The sequence below is a fragment of the Oceanobacillus sp. FSL W8-0428 genome (genome assembly GCF_038004405.1).
Classification (GTDB): Bacteria; Bacillota; Bacilli; order Bacillales; family Amphibacillaceae; genus Oceanobacillus; species Oceanobacillus sojae.
Window position 1 is genome coordinate 4003676 of record NZ_JBBORB010000001.1, and the last position, 20967, is coordinate 4024642.

A 20967-nucleotide genomic window follows, 5' to 3' on the forward strand; every position below is an offset into this window, starting at 1 on the left:
CAAAAACTATACATCATGCGATTCAAAAGGTTTTATTGGATTATTATTATTATTATTAAGAGACTTATAACCTACCCGTATAACCTCTATATATGGAAATTTTTAGCATATAACTAACAATAAGACTCAATGGTTATTTTGTTTTCTTTTTTATTAGTTCTATCACCTCTTATAAAATGTAAATTTTCCGTATTTTCTAACTATATTATATATATTAATAAAATATGTATTAAACCAATGGTTACCTAATTATCTATTAAAAGATTATCGTATCTTTCAATTTTTTTAATTTAATAAAATTTTTAAGCCAAATAGTTAAAACAGTTAAAATGACCTGTTATGTATTTATATAAATTAGCCACTCAGGTTAAAAAATTGGTATTATTTTCCATTAACTAAATACTCTTAATTATGGAAGTTTATCAAATGATTCATTCGTTAACCTACCTGGTAAATACAGCTATAATAATTTTATTAACCTATTAGGTCAAAATAATTATAATTTAAATCAGAATGGAACAATTGAGATGAATATATCTAAACTTGACGAAGAACGAAAAATCGCAATACTAAATTCAGCACTAAAGGAGTTTTGTATTAGAGGTTATGATAATGCTTCAACAAATGTAATTGCTAAAGAAGCTGGTATTTCAAAAGCGTTAATGTTTCATTATGTAAATAATAAACAAGACCTCTTTCTCTATGTATATGATTACTTCACACAATTACTTGAGAAAGAATATTATTCAAAACTTGACTTTTCTGATAAAGATATTTTCAATCGTTTACGTCAATCATATTTGCTTCAAATCGATTTACTTAAGCAATATCCCTGGATTATTAATGTAGATAAATTGACGAATGAAGTAAGTTCAGATGAAATCAATAAAGCCCTTTCCAAAAGAAATGATAATAATCGCTCATCATATGAGCATAAAATTTTCAATAAGATAGATAACTCTATGTTTCGACCAAAATTGAATATTGAAATATGCAAACAGTTTATTCTCTGGTCTAACATTGGATTTACCAGTCAAATATTAGATAATATTGGAAATTCTGAAATCATAGATTATGAAGAAATTATTGCAACACTTGATGGGTACTTTGATGAACTGCGAAAAGTTTTTTACCAATCTGAGGAGATAAGAAATGGATAATAAACCGAAACCAGTAGTTATTGAATTTCCATTAAGAGGCGAATGGAACGCTCCTACTACTCCTGCAAAGAAGGTTCCCAGCCACGGAACAAATAGAATGGGATTGCAATATGCCTTTGATTTCTTACAGCTGAATTGGAAACATTCTCTTAAGCTTTATTCATGTGGTTACCAAGAATCAATTGAAACAGAGGAACTTCAATCCCTAAGTGATCCGCTTTTGGATGCATTTTAATCACAAGATAATCTTACAGTAATTGCAGTCCCACACCCCAGCTCACTACTCACTTCAATCGATCCTCCATAAGCTGCAATTATTTGCTGGACAATTGCCATCCCCAGTCCAGTTCCTCCAGTCGGAGTATCTGTAGGAGTCCCTCGATAATAACGGTCAAATAAATGATTGACTGCGTCCTCGTCCATCCCTTTGCCGTTATCTTCTATCACGACTTCCACCTGATCTTTTTTCTTAATCGTAACTTTAACGACAGTTCCTGCCGGGTTATGCTCCACTGCATTCACTATTAAATTGGTAAATGCCCTTTTGAGCAGCTTGATGTCCCCTTTTATATAAACAGGATAATTACTGTCGGTGAATTCAAACGAAATCTCTTTATCGACAGGCATATTAGCTGATTCAGCTACCACCCTTCGCAGCAGCTCTGTTAATTCTATTTTTTCGGAATTCCTTTTGATATCCAGCGATTGATCCATCCGAAAAGCGATACCAAGATCGGAAATCAATTCTTCCATATGCTTGGATTTCTCTTTAATCAGCTGTAAAAATTCTATTCTTTCTGCTTCACTCCATGTATGCTCCTCTGATAAAAGCATATCTGTGTAACCGGAGATATATGACAATGGCGTTTTCAAATCATGTGTCACTCCGGCTGCCCATTCCTGTCTCAGTTTGTTAAATTTTTTCCGTTTTTTCTCATTCTCCTGAAGTATAGTGGAAAGAGATTCCAGGTTGGTATCGACTTCCCTGTATATACGGCTAGAGAGAAATTGTTTTTTCTGTTTTGGAACCAAATATTCCCCATTGGATAAAACTTCTATCCGATTCAGCACACCATACATAGGTCTCGCGAAATAGTAACCATAAAACAGACAATATAAAAAATAAAATGCAACGGCAACCCAGGACAGGACCTTTATCATTGTCAGGTTATCGGGCTCCTGCAGGATATAAATATATAATACTCCAGGAATCGCTAAGACGAGCATCAGTAAAAATTGATGTAAAATAAAACTTAAAGTAAAACGGACAACCAGACTTCCAGTCAGCCATCGTCTCATGGCGAATCCTCTGTATCTGGCGGCACTAATTTATAGCCGATCCCTCTTAATGTAACAATCAGTGAAGGATTTTTCGGGTCCTTCTCGATTTTTTTACGAAGCCGCATAATATGGATGGAGACGGTTTTCTCATCTCCAAGACTATCGTAACCCCACACAATTTCATATAACTGTCCTGCCGTAAATACTTGTTTTGGATGCTCTGCTAAGAAAAGCAATAGTTCAAACTCTTTGGCAGGACAGGCTACAGCTTTGCCGTCAATCAGTAATTGAGCTGCTTTTTTATCAAGGCAAACTGTTCCGAAATGATATACTTCTTCGGGTTCCGTGATTTGCTTATACTGCTCCTGCCGCCGGAATTGTGCATGAATGCGTGCGGCAACCTCCAGCGGATTAAAAGGCTTTGTAATATAATCATCTCCCCCAATTCCAAATCCAGTCAGCATATCTAAATCACTTGAACGGGCAGTAAGAAATAAGATGGGGGCATTCGTCTTTTGACGGATTTCCTGACACAGCTGAAATCCATCTGTGTCAGGCAGCATTACATCCAACACAATTAAATCATACGCTGACTGTGCTATTTTTTCCCTGACTTCTTTTCCTGAGTATGCACTGTGGATAAACGTATAGCCTTCCTTACGCAAAAGTTTTTCAAGCATTTGAATAATACCCGGTTCATCATCAACCAGCAATATTTTTTGTGAACGCATTTTTTTACCCCTTTTTACATTTCATTATCAAGCTGTATCCCGTTTTTTGAATACCATCCAGCTTAATCCTGCAAAAACTGCTATATAAACAGCTAATACAGTGAGAGAAAAGCTTAAAGTCATTTCCGGTCTTGCCGGCAAATGGAATATATACAGGCTTATATCGCTATTGGCAAAAGGCAGATATTTTAACCAGGATATACGGGAAGTTGCTTCTATGATGGAATTACCTACAATCATGATAAACAAAGAAATCCCGACTGCCAATGCACTATTACGTAAAATCGTTGAAATGGCGAAAGATAATGTAACATAACTAAGTATCGGAAGAAAACTCAAGCCATACATTTTAACGGTCTGCAGAAATACATTCATCTCTGTAACCTCTCCTCCCGCATTTAAGAACAAGTCCTTTGTGCCAAGATTTCCAAATCCATAGAACATAGCACTCACCCCGTATCCGGTAACAAATACTATGGCCAGCATACATAAAGCAAATACGGCTACAGAAATGTACTTGGAAAATAAGATTTTCGCACGGCTATGAGGGCGGATCAGCAACAGTTTGATTGTCCCGCTTGTATATTCCCTTGATACTACATCAGCAGCAATGACAATGGCAAATATAATCACCATTTCAATTAATCCGGAAAAACGCAGTAAAGCAGACCATGGATTTTCACTGAATGGTGCAACATCCTTTTCCAGACGGTAGTTGGCAATTTGAAGTTTATTCTCTGTATCTGCATACATTTGAGGAGAAAGCTCATCAATTTCTAATTGTCCCTGGTACCGCTCTATCAGCTCCGATTGTTCAGCACGCCAATCTGACACAGGCTCTTCAGTTAGCTTGTTCATCACAAAGCTGCCTGCTGTGATCGCAATCAACAGGAATAAAATAATCCATGTCAGCTTCCGATTAACAATCTTCATCATTTCATTTGAGATCAATCCAATCATTTTTCTTCCCCCATCATTTCCAAAAATTTATCCTCCAGGGTCCGTTCCTGCACATGAATACTCAAGACACGAATTCCATTATCTAACAACAGCTTATTTAATTCCGGAACCTCATCTTTATTCATCTGGATCCACAACTCGTTTGGTCCGTTACCGGCTATCGCAGTCTTGTTCAAATCCGCAATAAGCATTTTGGTCAATTCTGTTTGCGATGCTTCTACCTCCAGATAAACTCGTGAAATACTATCTTTAGATATAAATGCTTGTACATTTTCGATACTGACCAGCTTTCCCTTCTGCAAAACAGCAATTTTATCGCACATCAATTGCATTTCTGAAAGCAAATGACTGGAAACAAATACGGCTACTCCCTCCTGGTGAGCAAGTTCTTTTAAATTATTGCGGAGCTCCCGTATTCCGGCAGGATCCAGTCCGTTTGTAGGTTCATCCAGTATTAACAGAGACGGTCGATGCAGCAGTGCCTGGGCAATTCCCAGACGCTGGCGCATCCCCAGCGAATAAGAGCTTACTTTGTTATGAATACTCTCCTTCAATCCAACATGCTCAACGATCTCATTGATCCGTTTCTTAGAAATACCCGAAACCATCCGCGCATAATGCTTTAAATTCTGATAGCCCGTTAAATATTTATATAAATCCGGGTTTTCTACAATTCCTCCTACATGCCGGATTGCTTGTTCAAACTGGCTGGCAATACTGTGCCCATTAATCAGGATATCTCCCCGGCTTATTTTTATCAGTCCGACCATCATCCGGATTGTTGTCGTTTTACCCGCGCCATTTGGCCCCAGAAATCCAAATACCTCTCCTGCTAAGACATCAAAATTTAAATCATTAACGATTGTCTTTCTTCCAATTATTTTAGTAGTGTGCTTAAATTGAACAATTGGCTGTTGATTCATATACCTGTTCTCCTTCTGTTTCATAATATGGAGCGCTTATCCGACGCTTCCACTAAATTATAGAAAGCGAAAGTAAACAGAGGGTAAACGGAAATTAAATACTGTGCAAATTCACGGATTTTATTTACTTTATTTTTCATGTAAAACAAAGAAGAATTTTATTCATTGACCTTCACATAATGTCAAGGTTTATACTGCTATTATCGAAAGGAGGTTATCCAATGAAAATCAGTGAGCTGTCTCAGGAGACCGGAGTTAGCATGCGCTCTCTCCGTTATTACGAGGAAAAGGGCTTGATTCATCCAAAGCGGCTGGAGAATGGCTACCGTGATTACGATGAATCTATGTTAGAACAGATAAAAACAATTCAGTTATATTTTAATTTGGGTCTAAGTACGGTTGAAATTAAAGAAATTGTGGACTGTGATCCATTTGTTTTTCCTTACGAACAATTAATATGTGATGAGGTAATGGAGCTCTATCAAAATAAATTACTGGATGTAGAGCGTCAAATCAACACATTAAAAGAAGTAAAATCACGCTTGCAAAACAGAATTGAAAAAGTAGAGGAATTAAGAGTTTCAACGAATGGGAGTAAAGCACATGACAAAACCGAATAATATATGGATATTAACAGCGCTGTTTATCAGCGTATTTACAATTGGCACATCAGAATATGTAATTATGGGGATTCTGCCAGTTATTGCAACAGATTTAAGTATTACCATTCCAACAGCAGGACTGCTGGTAACTGGCTATGCCCTCGGAGTAGCTCTTGGCAGTCCATTAATAACAGCAATGACCAGCCAAAGCTCCAGAAAAAAGCTGCTGGTCGGCTTAATGATATTTTTTATTCTAAGTAATGTACTGGCTGCAGTATCCTTCAATTTTGAATTGTTGATGATTGCCAGAATTTTATCCTCTCTGATTCACGGAACCTTTTTTGCAGTTGCAACTGTTGTGGCCAGCAAGACAGCACCACAGGACAAACAGGGTTCTGCGATTGCAGCTGTTGCTGCCGGCTTAACCCTTTCCACTGTTCTAGGTGTGCCATTTGGTACGTTTGTGGGTCATACATGGGGATGGCAGACAACTTTTTGGATAGTGACTTTCCTTGGTATTGCGGCAGTAATAATGCTGATTCTACATATTCCAAGCCGAATTAAATTTCAGTATCAATCTTTGAAATATGAATTAGGAGCTTTTAAAAATCCGCAAATTATTCTTGTTCTATTAATTACTGTCTTTGGATATGGCGGTATCTTCGCTTCCTACACGTATATTGCGCCACAGTTGGAAACATTTGCAGGTTTTTCCGCAGAAGCCATTACAATACTTCTGTCTCTATTCGGTATAGGGTCATTTCTGGGAACGGTTGTAGCAGGAAAATTTGCTAATCGATTGTTAATGCCGACACTAAGTATCACCTTAGTACTGTTAACTGTCATTCTAGCGCTTTTCACTTGGACAGTTCATGATAAAATACTTTCTTCAATTACTGTTTTTCTATTTGGATTTACAGCTTTTGCGACCGTGCCATTACTGCAGACAAAAATTGTCCAAACTGCTAAAGAAGCCCCTACCCTGGCAGCAGCGGCCAATATTTCTGCTTTTAATCTAGCTAATGCTGTCGGTGCTTATCTGGGCGGAGAAACAATCCGTACAGGCTTTGGAATGGCTATTGTTAATCTGACAGGTGCAGTCATTACAGCTGCAGGGGTTATCTTTTCTATTATTTTAATAGTGTACGGAAGAAAGCACAGAGTGAAACAGAAATAATCTAAAGGTTTCATGTAAAGAATACAACGTCAATTCCGATTAAAATTAGTGGATTAGATGGATAAGGAGTGCTGCTTTTTCACGGAAGCACTCCTTTCTTTTTCATATAAAACTAATATTTTATTACTGCCTTATGGTAATTATTCTAAATAAGCTTAATTCTGCTGGATAGAACGGACCCAATCTACCATATCATTTAACGTATCATGGTTAACAGAATAAAAATAACGTTTCCCCTCTCTCTCCAAATTTAGTATATTTGCATTTCGCATTTCTTTTAAATGATAAGAAAGCTTTGTGTTTGAAATAGCTGCTTCTTCATTATTTAATATTCTTAATATATCCTGTGGACAGAAGCTGTTTTCCGCCAAATTTGTAGCGGGCAGATACATTCTTTCCTCCTTTCTCTTCTGTATGATTTCAATTATTTTAATCCTTGTCTCATCCTGTAATACTTTAAAAATGTCATTGATTCGATATGTTTTCATATTTTTATTATAACAGTTTAACTTGACATTTCAAATATTTTTGAATTAAAATCAATATTGTTTCAAAAATATTTGAAATGAGGGATTGTAATGAAATATTATTCGTTTACCAAAAGAGAAGCAGTGAGTTTAATCAGCATATGTTTGGGAAGTTTTCTAATCATTTTAGATACAAACATTTTGAACGTTGTTATGCCCGTAATCAAAAATAAACTACATATCGATTACACAGCTATGGCTTGGGTTTCTAACAGCTATATCCTTACATTTGCAGGATTGCTACTCTTGTTATCAACATTCGCAAAAAGGATAGGCAGTAAAAATGCCTTTTTATTAGGAATTTCTGTCTTTTTAGCTGGCTCTATTTTTGCCGGGTTTGCTAACAACTATTTCTGGCTAATTGCTGGAAGGATTGTACAAGGGGTTGGGGCTGCACTCTTTTCCCCTGTTGCTACTTTATTATTAAATCAGCTCTTTCCGGACGTGAAGAAAAAGGCAGCTGCTTTTGCTATATGGTCAGGAACATCCGGCATCGCCTTTGCTTTTTCTCCGATTATCGGGGGATTATTGAGTTATACTTTCGGTTACCGCAGTGTCTTTTTTATTAATATTCCTTTTGTTATCATCATTATTTTATTTGGAATCTACACTTTACCGAATAATGCTAAAGAACAGACTCAATTTCATTTCAAGGAACAAATCTATTTTATAATTGGTCTTCTGGCTTTTGTTCTGTTTTTAAGTTTTATAGATATTTTTTCAGTTGCCTACACAATTTTGATTAGTCTATTATTTATTGCTATTGTTTTTAGGTTTATTCATCAAATCAGAAAAGATAAACTGCATATTCTGCCTGCTGATTTATTTAATATCCAATCGATTTCGTCTCTTTTAAGTGTTTTCAGCTACAATCTGTGCTGTTATGGATTTATGCTGGCATTATCTATTTTATATCAAAATCAATTAGGCTATAACTCAACACTTACAGGAGTTTTATTCTTGCCTTTTACATTGTCAGCCATGTTACTGACCACTTTTTTATCACCTAAAATCAGTGAGAAGTTCGGATTGTATAAGGGGCAAAGATATTCTTTAATTTCAATGATTATTGGCCTGATTTTAGTTTGTATATCCATGCTGTATCGTGACTATTATTATTTATTAAGTATCGGCTATGTCTTTTTAGGCTTCAGCGGAATGGTAGCTCCTTTGGTTACCAATGCTATCTATCAGGATACAAATCCTGAATATCATAATGAAATATCTTCTTTTCTTAACATCTTCAGGCAATTTGGCAGTATGATCGGGATTATTTTAGCAACAATTTCTATTAATTATTTTGGGATTATAAACGGCATCTATGTTGTCAGTTTCTTGATGGTTATTCTTTTAGTAATTGCCATTACTCTTTCGAAAACAAAGCACCGGGCTCAATATTGAACCTGGTGTTTTGCAGATTTTTAATTTTTACTCGTCATCGGCAATAAGGTATATCCCTTCCCACCTCTCTTTTACCGCATCACATACAGCAGTTGCAAAATCCTCATAGCTGATACTTTTCTTTAAAAAATCCATCTTATTGTTCTGAACTTCCCACCTTTTATAAGCTCCAGTACGCAATCCATCAGGAAGATAAGCAGGCAGCGGAATTAAGTAAGCCCATGATTCAAATGAAGGCAGTTCCGTTAAATAATCATATAACTTTGCATGAGCTCTTCCTCTGGGTAAGGTGCGTCCCGGAAAAGCAATATCCTGCCAAAATCGTTTTCCATTCCCCATTTTCAGACTCCCTGCCCCTCCTACCGTAACAATCATTGGATTCTTTCTGCCGGCAGCTGCTTTTCTAATTCGTTTGTCAAGGTCAACCAATGCAGTTGCCTGAATATCTCCACGCATACGAATCGCATTAATAATTACATCTGCTTCATTTGCAGCGCGGCTTAAACTGGAGATAACATTTATATCCACAACCTTAGTTTGAAAAGGATATGTTGTTTTCGGAAGCCTTGAAATATCCTCAGCCTGTCGTAATGCTGCAATAACCTGAATATGCTCATATTCTGATAATTGCTGTAAGACAGAGACACCTGTACGTCCGGTGGCACCTAAAATAAGTACATTTGTCATCAACGCTTCACTCCTCAATAGAATTTTTATGGTTTAAAACACTTTAAATTACATGATAAATAGAATTAACTCACCCTTTTCAAATTAAGATTAATCATTTTTTATACAAAACGATATGATCAAGCTGATTCCAAGCAGTATCGCCAGGCATACAAAAGCCATCCCGTAATTTGCAACCTGTAATAATAGCACTGCAATCATCGGACCGAGACTTGCGCCGACAAATAAAATAAACGTGTAAAGTGAAACCGCTGCTCCATGATTTTTCCCGCCAAGCTGGCCGATTAAAGAGATAAGCGTTGGAACAGTCAATGCAATTCCAGCCACAAAGATAATACTCATGAATACTAAAAATACTGAGTTGGAGTTAATTCCAATGATTAATGAGCCTAGAACTGCAATAATAAGTGCTGCCCGTAAAACGGCCATTAATCCAAATTGGCTGGTCAGCTTTCCTGCAAATGGAGCAAATAACATGCCAATGATGCCGATTATCCTGATATAAAGAATACCGTCAGCACTCATTCCAAATTCATTCGTCAAGTACTCGCCGAGAATAGTATAGAATGCCACGAAAGTAAGTAACAAAGTCACAGCGATACTATATACCTGAACCAAACGCTTATCCGTTAATAATCGAAAAAACTGGGTAAACATGAACTTCAGGTTAGTATTTTCTTGCCTGGCAGCTGTCTTTGGAAGCAAAATCAGAACCAATACAGCCGTTAGGAAATAAATCCCTCCAAAGTAATAAAAAACACTTTGCCATTTAAATTGCTCGCTAATATAACTGCTGAATATTTGACCGACAATGGCAGAGATTAAAAAGCTGGAGCTGATAAAACCAATGGCAGTCACTCTTTTTTCCAGAGGAAATTTATCTACTACATAAGCAATAGCCACCGGCGCAAAACTCGCTGCAGCAAACCCTTGAAAAGAACGCCAGGCAATGACCCATGCTAAAGAACTGAAAATCGGCAGTATAAAAGTCACCATCGTCAGTATAACTAAGCCTGTTAACATAACCTGCTTTCTGCCATAACGATCAGATAAGGGGCCGGTAAATAAACACCCTATCGCATAGCATAGAGAAAAGGCGCTGCCCGTCCAGGCTGTATTTGCCATACTAGTGTGAAAATCCTCACTGAATATCGACATTAACGGAATGGTTAAATAATTACTTGCTACTATCACTAACCCGCACCAGAACAAAATAGCTGTTAATAAGGAATACTTCGGCTGTGAGTTACTATTTTCATTACTAAAATCCATGACTAATCCCCTTCACGAAACTTATTTTCTTTATTTGTAACTTATTTATACAAATTGTAATTTAGTTACAATGGTAAGTCAAGAGATAATTTGTAGACTACCTACTTTTATTGTAAAATAGTTACAAGCATGAAATTATATAAAATGAAACCTTAAATAGTATATTTACCCCCTGCAAAGATAGCTGCATAGTAATATATCTTTTAATTAAAAAAGCCTGTTGTTTTATTAGCGGGATATGCAGCGCTAGCAAAAATCTAAGTGGAGTTAGGAGAATAAGAAATGAATGAGGACGCACAAAAGTTGAATGCCCTATTGGACTTTGATTTATTAAAAAAATTAGTAGTTGGAATTGGCGAAGTATCCGAAATCACAGGTATTCCAACTCGTAAAATTCGCTATTGGGAAGAAAAAGGAGCCATACAATCTGAAACCAATACAGAGGGGTCAACACGAAGGTACAATTATTTAAATGTGAAAAAAATGCTGCTTATTCAGGAAATGATTGAAGAGGGATTTACATTAGATGCAGCGATTAAAAAGGTAGAAAAACGTATGGTTACCTTAAATGAAGCATTTCGTAAATTGGCGGATACAGTGCCGGATACAGAAGATAATGAATAAGAGCTTTTTCAGTAGCTATATCAGAAGTTATTTCTTAAATTATCGAAGCTGCAATATAAAAATAAGAAAGGACGCAAGATTTATCCATACTTGCGTCCTTCCTTAAGATAAAAAAATATTGGTTAGATATATTTTTTATACTTTTGGACTTTACTATTTCTTTACTCTGGGCCATAACGGTCGCTGCACATATTTAATCATCGTATTGAAAACTATCCCCCATTGAACCTCTGTCAATAATCCAATTGGAGTGTCATTCGTAACTCTCAGATTTCTTCTTACATATTTTAATTGTGCAGGTGTAAAAATCCTTTTAAACGCCTTACCAATAGCTGCTTCAGGTTGTTTTAGACTATACTGTACCAATCCAAGAAAAATGAAATAATCCTTCTTCGGTATAATAGGCTCTTTTTTTCTGGTTATTGTAATCATTGCGGAATCAACTTTTGGAGGCGGTGAAAAGTTATTTCTGGATATTTTCCTGATGTAACATATATCAAACCACATTCTCCACGCCAGCACATAATCATCTTTGACAAACTGTGAAGTAAAACGTTTAGCTGCTCCCATCTCCATAATAATAACTCCTTTTTGAAAACCGTTTGCAGGCTTATTTAAAAGCATTTTCATAATGGGTGTTGTAATAGCATAAGGAATATTTGAAACGACAACAAATTTTTCTTTTGGTAAATGTATTTTCATAATATCCTGATGAATAATTTTAGTAACTGGATTTTCTGCTGTTTTTCGTTTTAAAATATCTATAAAATTGGTATCATATTCTACTGCTAGGACTTTGCCCGCCTGTTGATTTAATACAGTTGTTAAAGCCCCCTTTCCAGCTCCTAATTCTAAAACAGTGTCCTTCTTACTTATATTTGCTCTGTCAACAATTTCATGAAGCAGTTTTTTATTATGAATTAAATGCTGCCCGGAAAAATTGGGAGATTTCGTATTATATTTATGAAATTTTTTAGCCATATCTTCTCTTCCTTTCTAAAATAAAAAATCACGGACAATCTGCCTGTGATTTAAAGTAAAGGGAGAAGACCCATCCTCATGTAATTATGAGCTATTAGAAATAACCCTTCATTTTTATAACATTAGAAGGTAATTTAGACATAAATAAAGAAAGGCAGAACAATCCGCCTTTCCAGACATTACATATTATTTACTACCCTGTCCATTGTCCAAAGATAGTACGGAAGAAACCACATATAATTTGCCATTCAAAGCAAATTATATGTGATTCTAATATGAAATGAAGATTATTAAAAAAGAACAGACTTATCCCGTTTACTCTGCATATACAGGCAGAGCCTTTGAATGTATTTAATTACTGATTCAAAGTTGGGAAACGAAGTCTGATCGAATGTGGCATTTTTTAATAATCCTCCTTTAATTAATTTATCAATACACTCACATTGTATTCAGTATTTCATTAAAAGTCAAACGGCTTTCCAATCTCTTATTCCCCTAACTTATGGAAGCTTCTTATCACTTACATCTAATCCAGCTAACTTTCCTCAAAAAAACTTTCCGGCAAAGTAATAAAAATACTCCAAATACTGATTACTGCACCGACTAATGAAACGATACTTATAAACACAGCATTGAAACTAAATACGCCTGTCGGTACAAGAATGATAAACCCTAAGAAAAACATGGATTGATATATGGCTGACAGAAATCTCCAGAATTTATGATTAAAAAAAGATAATAAAACTGGAGGAATAAACAAAATAACCATAACGATGATACTTGCCTGAATGACTTGTGGATCATTTAATGAAAGTGTATTCATGTCTCTTTGATAATAAGCAGTGACAAATAATGTTACGATAGAGACAATCAGCATTAAAAATAATAAACCTAATCTTTTCAAACATATTCCTCCTTGCACATAAAACATCTGTAATTGAGATTTTTATTGTATAATATGTTTAGTAATCCAGTTAAACAGCATCTTGTATTTTTCCTCGGTAAACAGAAATTAATCCGGGTATCTGCTGAATATCCTGGGGTGTTATTAGCTCTGGCGGTTTATTAAAAGAAGTAATCTCAGCTTCCATTAAAAGAGAAGCCACAAATTGAGAGCAGAAGTAGGCATTTGATCTTTGAATAGGCTTGTTCAGAATCACTCCAAACAGCCCTAAGAAGTTATAGTGATAGGAGTTTTGTCTGCTCTTAAAAAATGCTAGTGCTCTCTTCAATTTCTTACTTTGTTTTGGATCAATAGCATAAGCATAAATCAAGCAGTCCGCATTCTGAAAAAGTCCCTCTTCTGTTCTTTCCTTCACAAATCCGCCCCAAAATGGATTACGAAAATGCTTCCTGCCAAAGCTGTATACTTCATTTAATTCCAAATCCAGAGCTAATGAAACATGATTGTATTCTGCTTTTGTGTATAATCTAATAGCTTTTGTAAGCAATGTACCCGTATTTGTGAATAAAAGATAAATATGTTCTTGTCTCATCACTACAAACTCCTATTTTTTGATTTTTCTGTTTTTTTCAGCGAGTATCTTCTTTCAAATTTTCATCTTATCTTTAAAATACATCCTTGTGTTCGATATTTCTTATCGAGAAGTACGAAGCAACCACACCAATGATGGTAAGTGTCAATGGTATTACGATAAAGGAACCTATCGACAGGTCTTCATTGCTTGCACCGAAAAAAGCAGCAATTATAATCGATGTAATAATCGTCGTTCTAACCGACTTTTTAAGCATCCCCAAAAATAGAGGGACTAAGCTGATACCACTGGCAGAAAAGTCATAGAGAATTGTATTTCTAAAATGTTCTATAATCATTTGAAATTTTATGTCTCCCTCGATGAAATTCAAGCTGTTATCTAGCATCGTTAAAACAACTGTTGCAAAAATTCGTGACAGGAGAATCGAGAAAAAGGTAAAGCATATAATAATCAATAGCTTTGAGCTAATTAATTTTTTTCTGCTGATTGGATACGTAAACTTCAAAGTGATTGTTTTATCATTGTATTCTTCAATAACTAATCTTGAAATTAACACACCTGAAAATACAATAAAAACCATTCTTGTAATACTATCAACCAGGAAGAAGAAATCTGTACTGCTGGCAGTATACAAATCTCTGTCGACATATAACATGAAAAATAGAAATCCGGTGACTGCAAAGCAAGCTGCCATAGAGCTATTTATATATCGGCCAAAATTAACTTTTCTCATCTCCAAACTCATTAACTTAAGCATTTCTCTCACCTCTCTTTATATTGATTGGTATTAAAAATGATATTGCTTCATTCTTATGGATTTTGGTTTACCCATTTTTTTAATTAGAATTAAAGGACATCTTTCTGCACAATATTTCTTATCGAAAAATACGAAGCAGCTACGCCAATAACAGCAAATATCAACGATCTGACGATGAAAGAACTCATTGATACGTCCGACAGTTCCTCATTACTTATTCCGAAAAAACTGCAATAATAATAGACGTGATGATAGTCGTTCTAACAGATTTTTTGATCATCCCAAAAAATAAAGGAACTAAGCTGATACCGCTGAATGACAAATCATAGATAATTGTATTTCTAAAATACTCCATTATCATATGAATTGTTACGCCTCCATCAGTAAAATGCAAGCTGTTATTTAACATGTATAGGACAGCTGCTACAATGATTCTTGATACATGTATGAAGAAAAAGGTAGAGCATATAATAATCAATAATTTAGAGATAATAATCTTTTTTCTGCTGATTGGATACGTAAACATCAAAGAGATTGTTTTATCATTGTATTCTTCAATAACCAGCCTCGAAATTAATACTCCTGCAAATACAATAAAAATCATTCTTGGGCTGTCAACCACGAAGAAAAAATCTGAAATGGTGTTGGCAATCTCATTTCTATCCGCATAGACCGCATAGAATAACATTCCGGCAAGGACGAAACAGGCTGCTAAAGCGCCAAGGACATAACGCCAGAAATTAACTTTTCTAATTTCTAAATGGATTAATTTAAGCATTTTTCCCGCCTCCGATTAAGGACAAGAAATAGTCCTCCAATGAAGCCGATTTTGTATTGATCGATGTAATAGAAATATCATTTTCCATTAACTTTTTATATATTTGGTTTTGCGACATTCCTGTTTCGTATATTCTTATTTTGTTCGCATCAAGCACTTTGAAATTTTTTATATTTAACTCTGAGTCAATAATATATACTACTTTCTGAGCATCAGCGGTTTCTATTTCAATATACTCCGCATTATTTTCTCTAATCGAATCCATGGAAACCTCTTCTACTAAGTGTCCATTATTCATGACGCCTATTGTGTCAGCGATTTGCTCTATTTCCGCTAAAATATGACTTGAAATCAGGATGGTTATCCCATATTCTTTGTTCAGCATTTCAAGTAGATTTCTAATTTCTATTATTCCGACTGGATCCAGTCCATTAACGGGCTCATCCAATATCAGCAGCTCTGGCTTCGTAATAATTGCTCTGGCAATCCCGAGCCGCTGCTTCATCCCCAGCGAGAAATTTTTAACTGCTTTGTTCGTAATGTTCTTCAGATTTACAAGTTCTAACGCTGCTTTGATATCCTGCTTATTGTGATAACCCATATACTCACAATGCATATCCAGATTATCCTCTGCAGTAAGCTTCTCATAAAAAATAGGATATTCGATAATCGCATTCATTCTTTTAAATAATTCATAAGGAGTATCTGTCATCGTTTCATTAAAAATTTCGATGGCGCCCTGGCTTGGTTTTAATAGATTCAAAATCATCTTCATGACTGTGCTTTTTCCGGCACCATTCGGGCCCAATAACCCATAGATTTCTCCCTTCTCGACGTTCATATTGATACCGGAAACAACATTGTCTCCATTGAAAGATTTTCCTAAATCATGTGTTCTTAAAATATATTCCACAATATGTCCTCCTCTGCTTTGCAAAATTTCTATACTACTAATGGTAAACGTTAAAATTATCTTTTTTCTTAACGAAGTCTTACGAATTTCTTAAGTTTGCAAAGCGTAGGGCAGGAGCGGCTTTTAGCCCGTTTAGGAAGCCAATTTCTTTAATTTCACGGTAAAGACTGTTTTCTCATAGGGTTTGCTGGATAATGATATATCGCCTTCCATACTTTCTACTAATCTTTTCGTGATAGTAAGACCCAGTCCACTTCCCTGATACAGTTTATTTCGCGAGTCCTCAAGCGTATAGAGCCTTTGAAAAACGCTTTCTTTATTCATCTCGTCAATGCCCTTCCCTTTATCCCAGACCTCGATATAAACGAATGAGTCGTCCTGCTTTAAGGTTAAGCCGACAACACCACCGTCATTTCCATATGTGATGGCATTAGATATCAGGTTCCTGAGTACCCTGTCTAGAGCCTCTTGATTTCCTGCTGCATAGATATTTTCATCTGGAATTTCAATGGAAACATCTAAGCCTTGATTAGTTAATATTTCATAGAATTCTAAAATACTCTTCCTGCATGCCTCGTTAATATTTGTCTTTTCAAGCGGCATCTCCTTATCACCGGATTCCAATTTTGCCAGATCAAAAAAAGTATTGATTAATGTTAGCAACTCTACTGACTTTTCATGCGCCTTATTAACTTCTTTTTCCAGCTCATTTTGAATGGATTTATTCGATTGAATGATTTCTAAATAGCCTACAATAACCGTCAGCGGGGTTTTCAAATCATGTGATATATTTGAAATCATTTTCCGGATAGATTCTTCTTTTTTCGTATAATCAGCCAATATTTTCTGGTTATGGTTTAATAGATTATTAATACCCATCAATAGATGAATAAGCTCCTTATCATCGGTAAAAACGAGAAGGTTCTCACTTGTTCTTTCAGTAATAATCCTATCTAATTTTTCATACATATATTTTATTTGTTTATCTCTTGCTGCCTTTAATCTATATTGAAAAATGATTATGCCTGTTAAAATCAATATGATCACAATGAAGGAATAAATCATACTTATCTGTCCCCTTTAATTATTTTCAACTGGGGCAATTATTCACCCAGCTTATAGCCAATCCCCCAAATAGTTCTAATATAATCAGGCTCTGCCGGGTTGTCCTCTATTTTCTCTCTCAACCTTCTAATATGAACATTGATCACATTCTCATCACCAAAGTAATCGTTATTCCAGACTGTTGTATATATTTGGGCCTTTGTAAAAACGTTATTGGGATGCTTGAGAAATAATTTTAAGATATCAAATTCCTTTGATGTCAGTTTAATTTCCTTCCCATTTTTTTGTACAGAATAATTATTAATATCAACTGTTAAAGCTTTATAATGAATCACATTCACTTCTTTTTTCGCTTCCGAATAACTGGTTGCACGCCGCAGCGCTGATTTCACCCTGGCGGAAAGTTCTATCATGGCAAATGGCTTTGCTATGTAATCATCTGCACCAAGCTCAAGGCCTAAAACCTTCTCTACATCAGTGTCCTTAGCAGAAACAATAAGTATTGGCACAGAGCTGTCTCTTCTAATTTGCTTCATTACTTCGATACCATTTAATTTAGGCATCATAATATCGAGAATGATTAAATCAAATGCATCGTTTTGAAATTTTTGCATTCCCTCTTCCCCTTCAAAGGCAGCTGTTACCTCATAGCCCTCTTTTTCTAAGTAATCTTTAATCATTTCGCTTACGGATAGATCATCTTCTACGATTAAGATTTTATTGTTCATAACGTGTATCCTCCTATGCAATTTCTCTGATTACCAGCTATGCATGACTGTTTGCTATTTAATTTTATTACAGAAATTTTTTACAAGTATTTCATAAAGTTTAACACATTATTTTGATGTTAAAATAATGTGTTGTTGAATCAGCTATATTCCTGAGATGAATAATAAAAATAAAAAAGGGATATTGCTGTTACACATTATCCCTTAACCTATTAAAATCTGCATCTTTATTATCAAATTTTCTGCAAACCATTCAACTAGAGACCATTCATTGTCTTCCATATCCTTAAATTACAATACTGAATTAAGTTAAACCAGATTTATCAGTGGATTCCGCTGACTCCTTAATCCATTGTAATCGTTTATTCCAATCAGCTGCCAGATCTGCTATCCACTCTGCCGCTGATGAAAGTTGATCGGGACATACGGTATATCGTACCTCTCTCCCGACACGATTGGATGTAACAAGCTCAGCTTCACTAAGAATACTAAGATGTTTCACTACCGCCTGACGAGATACAATCACCATCTTTGATAATGCAGTCGCACTTGCTTGTCCTTTTTCAGCAATGAGATGAAGCAATCGACGCCGAGTAGGGTCTGCTAATGCAATCAAAATATTTTCGTAATTGTCCTGAGATGTTGACTCCATATTAATTCTCTGCACGCTTTCGTAATACTTCCATCTGTTGCTCCCATCCATTTACGTTTCCATCCAAGAACTTCGACTGTTCTTCCTCCGATACTTCAAGGCTGGAGAAACCACTTTCCACTACACGGAGCAAAGTTCCCTCTTCCTTTTCAGTCAATGTAAATGCAACTAGCGTAGAATTTCCTTCTTGCGGTTCCTCACCTGGAAAAGAACTTGCCCATTGACATGTAAGGTAGTTTGGTGGATCTATTTCTTTAATTAATACAGGGAATGTACCAAATCTTGTCTCCGCTACTATTCTTGTACCTTCGACCTTTACGCTGTCAGGACCAGGTTTATCACCTACCCACCATGCTGGGCGGCTAACCAATTCCCAAACGGTATGAACTGAAGCTTTAATAAAAATTTCCCGTTCGATTCGATCGTTATTCATACTGTCCCTCCTTATAAACTTATATGTGCAACCAAATGGTAGCACGTTATTGTTTGACATACAACATTTCGGTTGCACTACATCATCTCACTGAACGAATTACAACTAAAAGCAAAAAAATCTGTTTTAAAATTTCAAGGTCTACTCTTTCTTTCTCATCTGTAAATTCAATGTTTTTTAATTAGATACTTCAAATCCAGTCTTCATATTCCATTTTTCAGGGATTTAATATATAAGCTATAAAGTAAAAACACCTCCATTTGTTTTGAAATAAAACAAATGGAGGTGTTATATAAGTTAAGTATTTTTCATCATTTTTGATTCATTATAGTAATAACAAACTCATTCTATATTTGAAAATAGCTTTCGGCATATCCCGAGAAGTAACAGTCAATCACACATACTTATTCCTTCCAGCACCCAGCCCTGCTATCGTCATCAATAAACAAACTGCAATAATAGCCATAATCGGCGCGCTCCAGGCATGCGTAATATCAAATAACAAACCGATAAATAACGGTCCGATGGCAGCAAAAATATATCCGACAGATTGTGCCATTCCAGACAGAGCACCTGCCTGCTGTCCATTACGTGCACGCATACCAAGCATAGCCAGAGACAGACTGATGGCACCACCAAAAGTAACCCCAATCAGTGTTACCCAGACGAAAATTAACGGCAGCGGCCCGCCGATTAAAAGACCGATAAATCCAATTGTTGCTCCACCGCCAATTGCAAGCACGATTCCCTGCTGATTGGAGAATTTTTCTGCCAACACCGGTGCCAAGAAGGTTGATGGCAATCCGACAAACTGTACATAAGCGATTATCCATCCGGCAGCTGAAACAGAAAATCCAAAGCTTTGCATTATTTCCGGCAGCCACGACACCATTACATAGAATATAAATGATTGCAGACCCATAAATAAGGTGACCTGCCAGGCTAATGGAGATTTCCATAGGCTGCTGTCATCAAAGGGTTTACTGCTTAACTGTACTTGTTCCTCTTTAGGCACAGGATTTTGTCTGACAACAAAAACCCAGATAACTATTCCTACTACAGCCAGCAGTGCCCAAGATAGTAAGGCTAATTCCCAGCCCAGGCCTGCATCTTTTGCAAGCGGGACAGAAAGCCCTGAAGCAGTAGCTGCAAATATTGCCATAGATGTAGAATACACACTGGTCATCCGGCCGACTTTATTCGGGAATTTTTCCTTAATAACTGCCGGCAGCAGGACGTTCATCACTGCGATGCCAACTCCAATAATGGCTGTGCCAATAAATAACGTTGGCGTATACGGGATCGACCTGACCCCGATTCCGGCAAACAGGAGTATAAGACCCAGCAAGACAGCTTTTTCATTTTCCAGCCGTCTGCCAAGTTTCGGAGCAAGCGGTGATACAATGGCAAATGCTATCAGCGGTAAACTGGTAATCGTTCCTGCGCTCCAATTTTCCAGACCAATCTGATCCCGGATCGTTCCTAATAGCGGTCCAACGGAAGTAATTGCCGGTCTCAAATTAAATCCGATAACAATAATAGCAATTAAATATAGCATTCTCTTATTGGAGACTACTTCCTTGCCCCCGATGTTTTTTACTTTACCTCTATTTTCCTCCATCCAATACCTTCTTTTCCACTAACCGTATCCCTTATCATAGAAAAGGGTACGGAAAATTTTTAAACAATACAATATATGTTATGGTATTGTATATTCCATTGTCAAGATGCGAATTTTATATCATTAATAGAGTCTATTCTCTTCATTAGTATATTTATTTAACCCTCCTTCATATATTCTTCTCTTTTCGTATCCCCC

At 36.1% G+C, this 20967-nt stretch carries 25 protein-coding genes; 6 read left to right on the forward strand and 19 right to left on the reverse strand.

Translation table 11 applies throughout. The annotated features are described in order from the left end of the window. Positions 1 to 527 precede the first annotated feature (527 nt). Positions 528 to 1160, forward strand: a complete 633-nt coding sequence (locus MKY30_RS19150) for a TetR/AcrR family transcriptional regulator (protein ID WP_341085113.1) — start codon at positions 528 to 530, stop codon at positions 1158 to 1160. Next, the gene (locus MKY30_RS19155; RefSeq protein ID WP_198048716.1) at positions 1153 to 1395 is read left to right on the forward strand and encodes a hypothetical protein; all 243 of its coding nucleotides are present in this window, start codon (positions 1153 to 1155) and stop codon (positions 1393 to 1395) included. The genes MKY30_RS19150 and MKY30_RS19155 overlap by 8 nt, the downstream gene beginning before the upstream one ends. Here the strand turns inward: MKY30_RS19155 and MKY30_RS19160 are convergent. The 4 genes from MKY30_RS19160 to MKY30_RS19175 are packed head-to-tail and all read right to left on the reverse strand — an operon-like array spanning position 1392 to position 5055. Next, entirely contained in the window at positions 1392 to 2459 is a 1068-nt protein-coding gene (locus MKY30_RS19160) for an ATP-binding protein (RefSeq protein ID WP_156987468.1), read from the reverse strand. The genes MKY30_RS19155 and MKY30_RS19160 overlap by 4 nt on opposite strands. Then, the gene (locus MKY30_RS19165; RefSeq protein ID WP_341085115.1) at positions 2456 to 3172 is read right to left on the reverse strand and encodes a response regulator transcription factor; all 717 of its coding nucleotides are present in this window, start codon (positions 3170 to 3172) and stop codon (positions 2456 to 2458) included. Before MKY30_RS19165 ends, MKY30_RS19160 begins: the two co-directional genes overlap by 4 nt. A 27-nt stretch (positions 3173 to 3199) precedes the next feature. Next, positions 3200 to 4132, reverse strand: a complete 933-nt coding sequence (locus tag MKY30_RS19170; protein ID WP_341085116.1) for an ABC transporter permease — start codon at positions 4130 to 4132, stop codon at positions 3200 to 3202. After that, positions 4129 to 5055: an ABC transporter ATP-binding protein gene (locus MKY30_RS19175; RefSeq protein ID WP_341085117.1), complete on the reverse strand. Its 927-nt coding sequence runs from the start codon at positions 5053 to 5055 to the stop codon at positions 4129 to 4131. The genes MKY30_RS19170 and MKY30_RS19175 overlap by 4 nt, the downstream gene beginning before the upstream one ends. Positions 5056 to 5276: 221 nt before the next feature. On the opposite strand from MKY30_RS19175, the gene MKY30_RS19180 reads away from it, so the two are divergent. Further along, complete coding sequence (locus MKY30_RS19180; protein ID WP_147210529.1) at positions 5277 to 5675, forward strand: MerR family transcriptional regulator; 399 nt, start codon at positions 5277 to 5279, stop codon at positions 5673 to 5675. Further along, positions 5659 to 6834: an MFS transporter gene (locus MKY30_RS19185; RefSeq protein ID WP_341085118.1), complete on the forward strand. Its 1176-nt coding sequence runs from the start codon at positions 5659 to 5661 to the stop codon at positions 6832 to 6834. The genes MKY30_RS19180 and MKY30_RS19185 overlap by 17 nt, the downstream gene beginning before the upstream one ends. A gap of 155 nt (positions 6835 to 6989) precedes the next feature. Here MKY30_RS19185 and MKY30_RS19190 read toward each other — a convergent pair whose 3' ends face one another. After that, positions 6990 to 7226 carry a hypothetical protein gene (locus MKY30_RS19190; RefSeq protein ID WP_341085119.1) on the reverse strand — a complete coding sequence of 79 codons (237 nt, stop codon included), beginning with the start codon at positions 7224 to 7226 and terminating at the stop codon, positions 6990 to 6992. A 186-nt stretch (positions 7227 to 7412) separates the two neighbouring features. Here MKY30_RS19190 and MKY30_RS19195 point away from each other — a divergent pair, with 186 nt between their 5' ends. Then, complete coding sequence (locus MKY30_RS19195) at positions 7413 to 8762, forward strand: MFS transporter (RefSeq protein WP_341085120.1); 1350 nt, start codon at positions 7413 to 7415, stop codon at positions 8760 to 8762. Between the two features lie 27 nt (positions 8763 to 8789). Here the strand turns inward: MKY30_RS19195 and MKY30_RS19200 are convergent, their stop codons facing one another. Together MKY30_RS19200 and MKY30_RS19205 are read right to left on the reverse strand one after the other, a co-directional pair. Further along, complete coding sequence (locus MKY30_RS19200; RefSeq protein WP_341085121.1) at positions 8790 to 9449, reverse strand: NAD(P)-dependent oxidoreductase; 660 nt, start codon at positions 9447 to 9449, stop codon at positions 8790 to 8792. 90 nt (positions 9450 to 9539) lie between these two features. Beyond that, the gene (locus MKY30_RS19205) at positions 9540 to 10721 is read right to left on the reverse strand and encodes an MFS transporter (RefSeq protein ID WP_147210524.1); all 1182 of its coding nucleotides are present in this window, start codon (positions 10719 to 10721) and stop codon (positions 9540 to 9542) included. A gap of 282 nt (positions 10722 to 11003) precedes the next feature. On the opposite strand from MKY30_RS19205, the gene MKY30_RS19210 reads away from it, so the two are divergent. Beyond that, the gene (locus MKY30_RS19210) at positions 11004 to 11345 is read left to right on the forward strand and encodes a MerR family transcriptional regulator (RefSeq protein WP_147210523.1); all 342 of its coding nucleotides are present in this window, start codon (positions 11004 to 11006) and stop codon (positions 11343 to 11345) included. Positions 11346 to 11498: 153 nt separating this feature from the next. Here MKY30_RS19210 and erm read toward each other — a convergent pair whose 3' ends face one another. The 12 genes from erm to MKY30_RS19265 form a co-directional block, all read right to left on the reverse strand. After that, complete coding sequence (gene erm / locus MKY30_RS19215) at positions 11499 to 12326, reverse strand: 23S ribosomal RNA methyltransferase Erm (protein WP_341085122.1); 828 nt, start codon at positions 12324 to 12326, stop codon at positions 11499 to 11501. Positions 12327 to 12681: 355 nt separating this feature from the next. Continuing rightward, positions 12682 to 12726, reverse strand: coding sequence for an erythromycin resistance leader peptide (locus MKY30_RS24215; protein ID WP_147210558.1), 45 nt, complete (start codon positions 12724 to 12726; stop codon positions 12682 to 12684). A 135-nt stretch (positions 12727 to 12861) separates the two neighbouring features. After that, on the reverse strand, positions 12862 to 13230 hold the full coding sequence (locus MKY30_RS19220; RefSeq protein ID WP_341085123.1) for a hypothetical protein: 369 nt from the start codon (positions 13228 to 13230) through the stop codon (positions 12862 to 12864). Positions 13231 to 13300: 70 nt separating this feature from the next. Then, positions 13301 to 13822 (reverse strand): hypothetical protein, encoded by a 522-nt coding sequence (locus MKY30_RS19225; protein ID WP_147210520.1) that lies wholly within the window; start codon positions 13820 to 13822, stop codon positions 13301 to 13303. 73 nt (positions 13823 to 13895) lie between these two features. Further along, positions 13896 to 14579, reverse strand: a complete 684-nt coding sequence (locus MKY30_RS19230) for an ABC transporter permease (protein WP_341085124.1) — start codon at positions 14577 to 14579, stop codon at positions 13896 to 13898. Positions 14580 to 14793: 214 nt separating this feature from the next. Next, positions 14794 to 15357 carry an ABC transporter permease gene (locus MKY30_RS19235; RefSeq protein ID WP_341085125.1) on the reverse strand — a complete coding sequence of 188 codons (564 nt, stop codon included), beginning with the start codon at positions 15355 to 15357 and terminating at the stop codon, positions 14794 to 14796. Beyond that, the gene (locus MKY30_RS19240) at positions 15350 to 16270 is read right to left on the reverse strand and encodes an ABC transporter ATP-binding protein (protein WP_339282248.1); all 921 of its coding nucleotides are present in this window, start codon (positions 16268 to 16270) and stop codon (positions 15350 to 15352) included. Before MKY30_RS19240 ends, MKY30_RS19235 begins: the two co-directional genes overlap by 8 nt. Before the next feature lie 132 nt (positions 16271 to 16402). Next, positions 16403 to 17335 (reverse strand): sensor histidine kinase, encoded by a 933-nt coding sequence (locus MKY30_RS19245; RefSeq protein ID WP_339282249.1) that lies wholly within the window; start codon positions 17333 to 17335, stop codon positions 16403 to 16405. Between the two features lie 38 nt (positions 17336 to 17373). Beyond that, on the reverse strand, positions 17374 to 18063 hold the full coding sequence (locus MKY30_RS19250; protein WP_341085126.1) for a response regulator transcription factor: 690 nt from the start codon (positions 18061 to 18063) through the stop codon (positions 17374 to 17376). A 304-nt stretch (positions 18064 to 18367) separates the two neighbouring features. Beyond that, entirely contained in the window at positions 18368 to 18715 is a 348-nt protein-coding gene (locus MKY30_RS19255; RefSeq protein WP_156987488.1) for a metalloregulator ArsR/SmtB family transcription factor, read from the reverse strand. A 1-nt stretch (position 18716) separates the two neighbouring features. After that, entirely contained in the window at positions 18717 to 19148 is a 432-nt protein-coding gene (locus MKY30_RS19260; protein WP_186813641.1) for an SRPBCC domain-containing protein, read from the reverse strand. Between the two features lie 394 nt (positions 19149 to 19542). Then, the gene (locus MKY30_RS19265) at positions 19543 to 20769 is read right to left on the reverse strand and encodes a CynX/NimT family MFS transporter (RefSeq protein ID WP_147210513.1); all 1227 of its coding nucleotides are present in this window, start codon (positions 20767 to 20769) and stop codon (positions 19543 to 19545) included. Positions 20770 to 20967 lie beyond the last annotated feature (198 nt).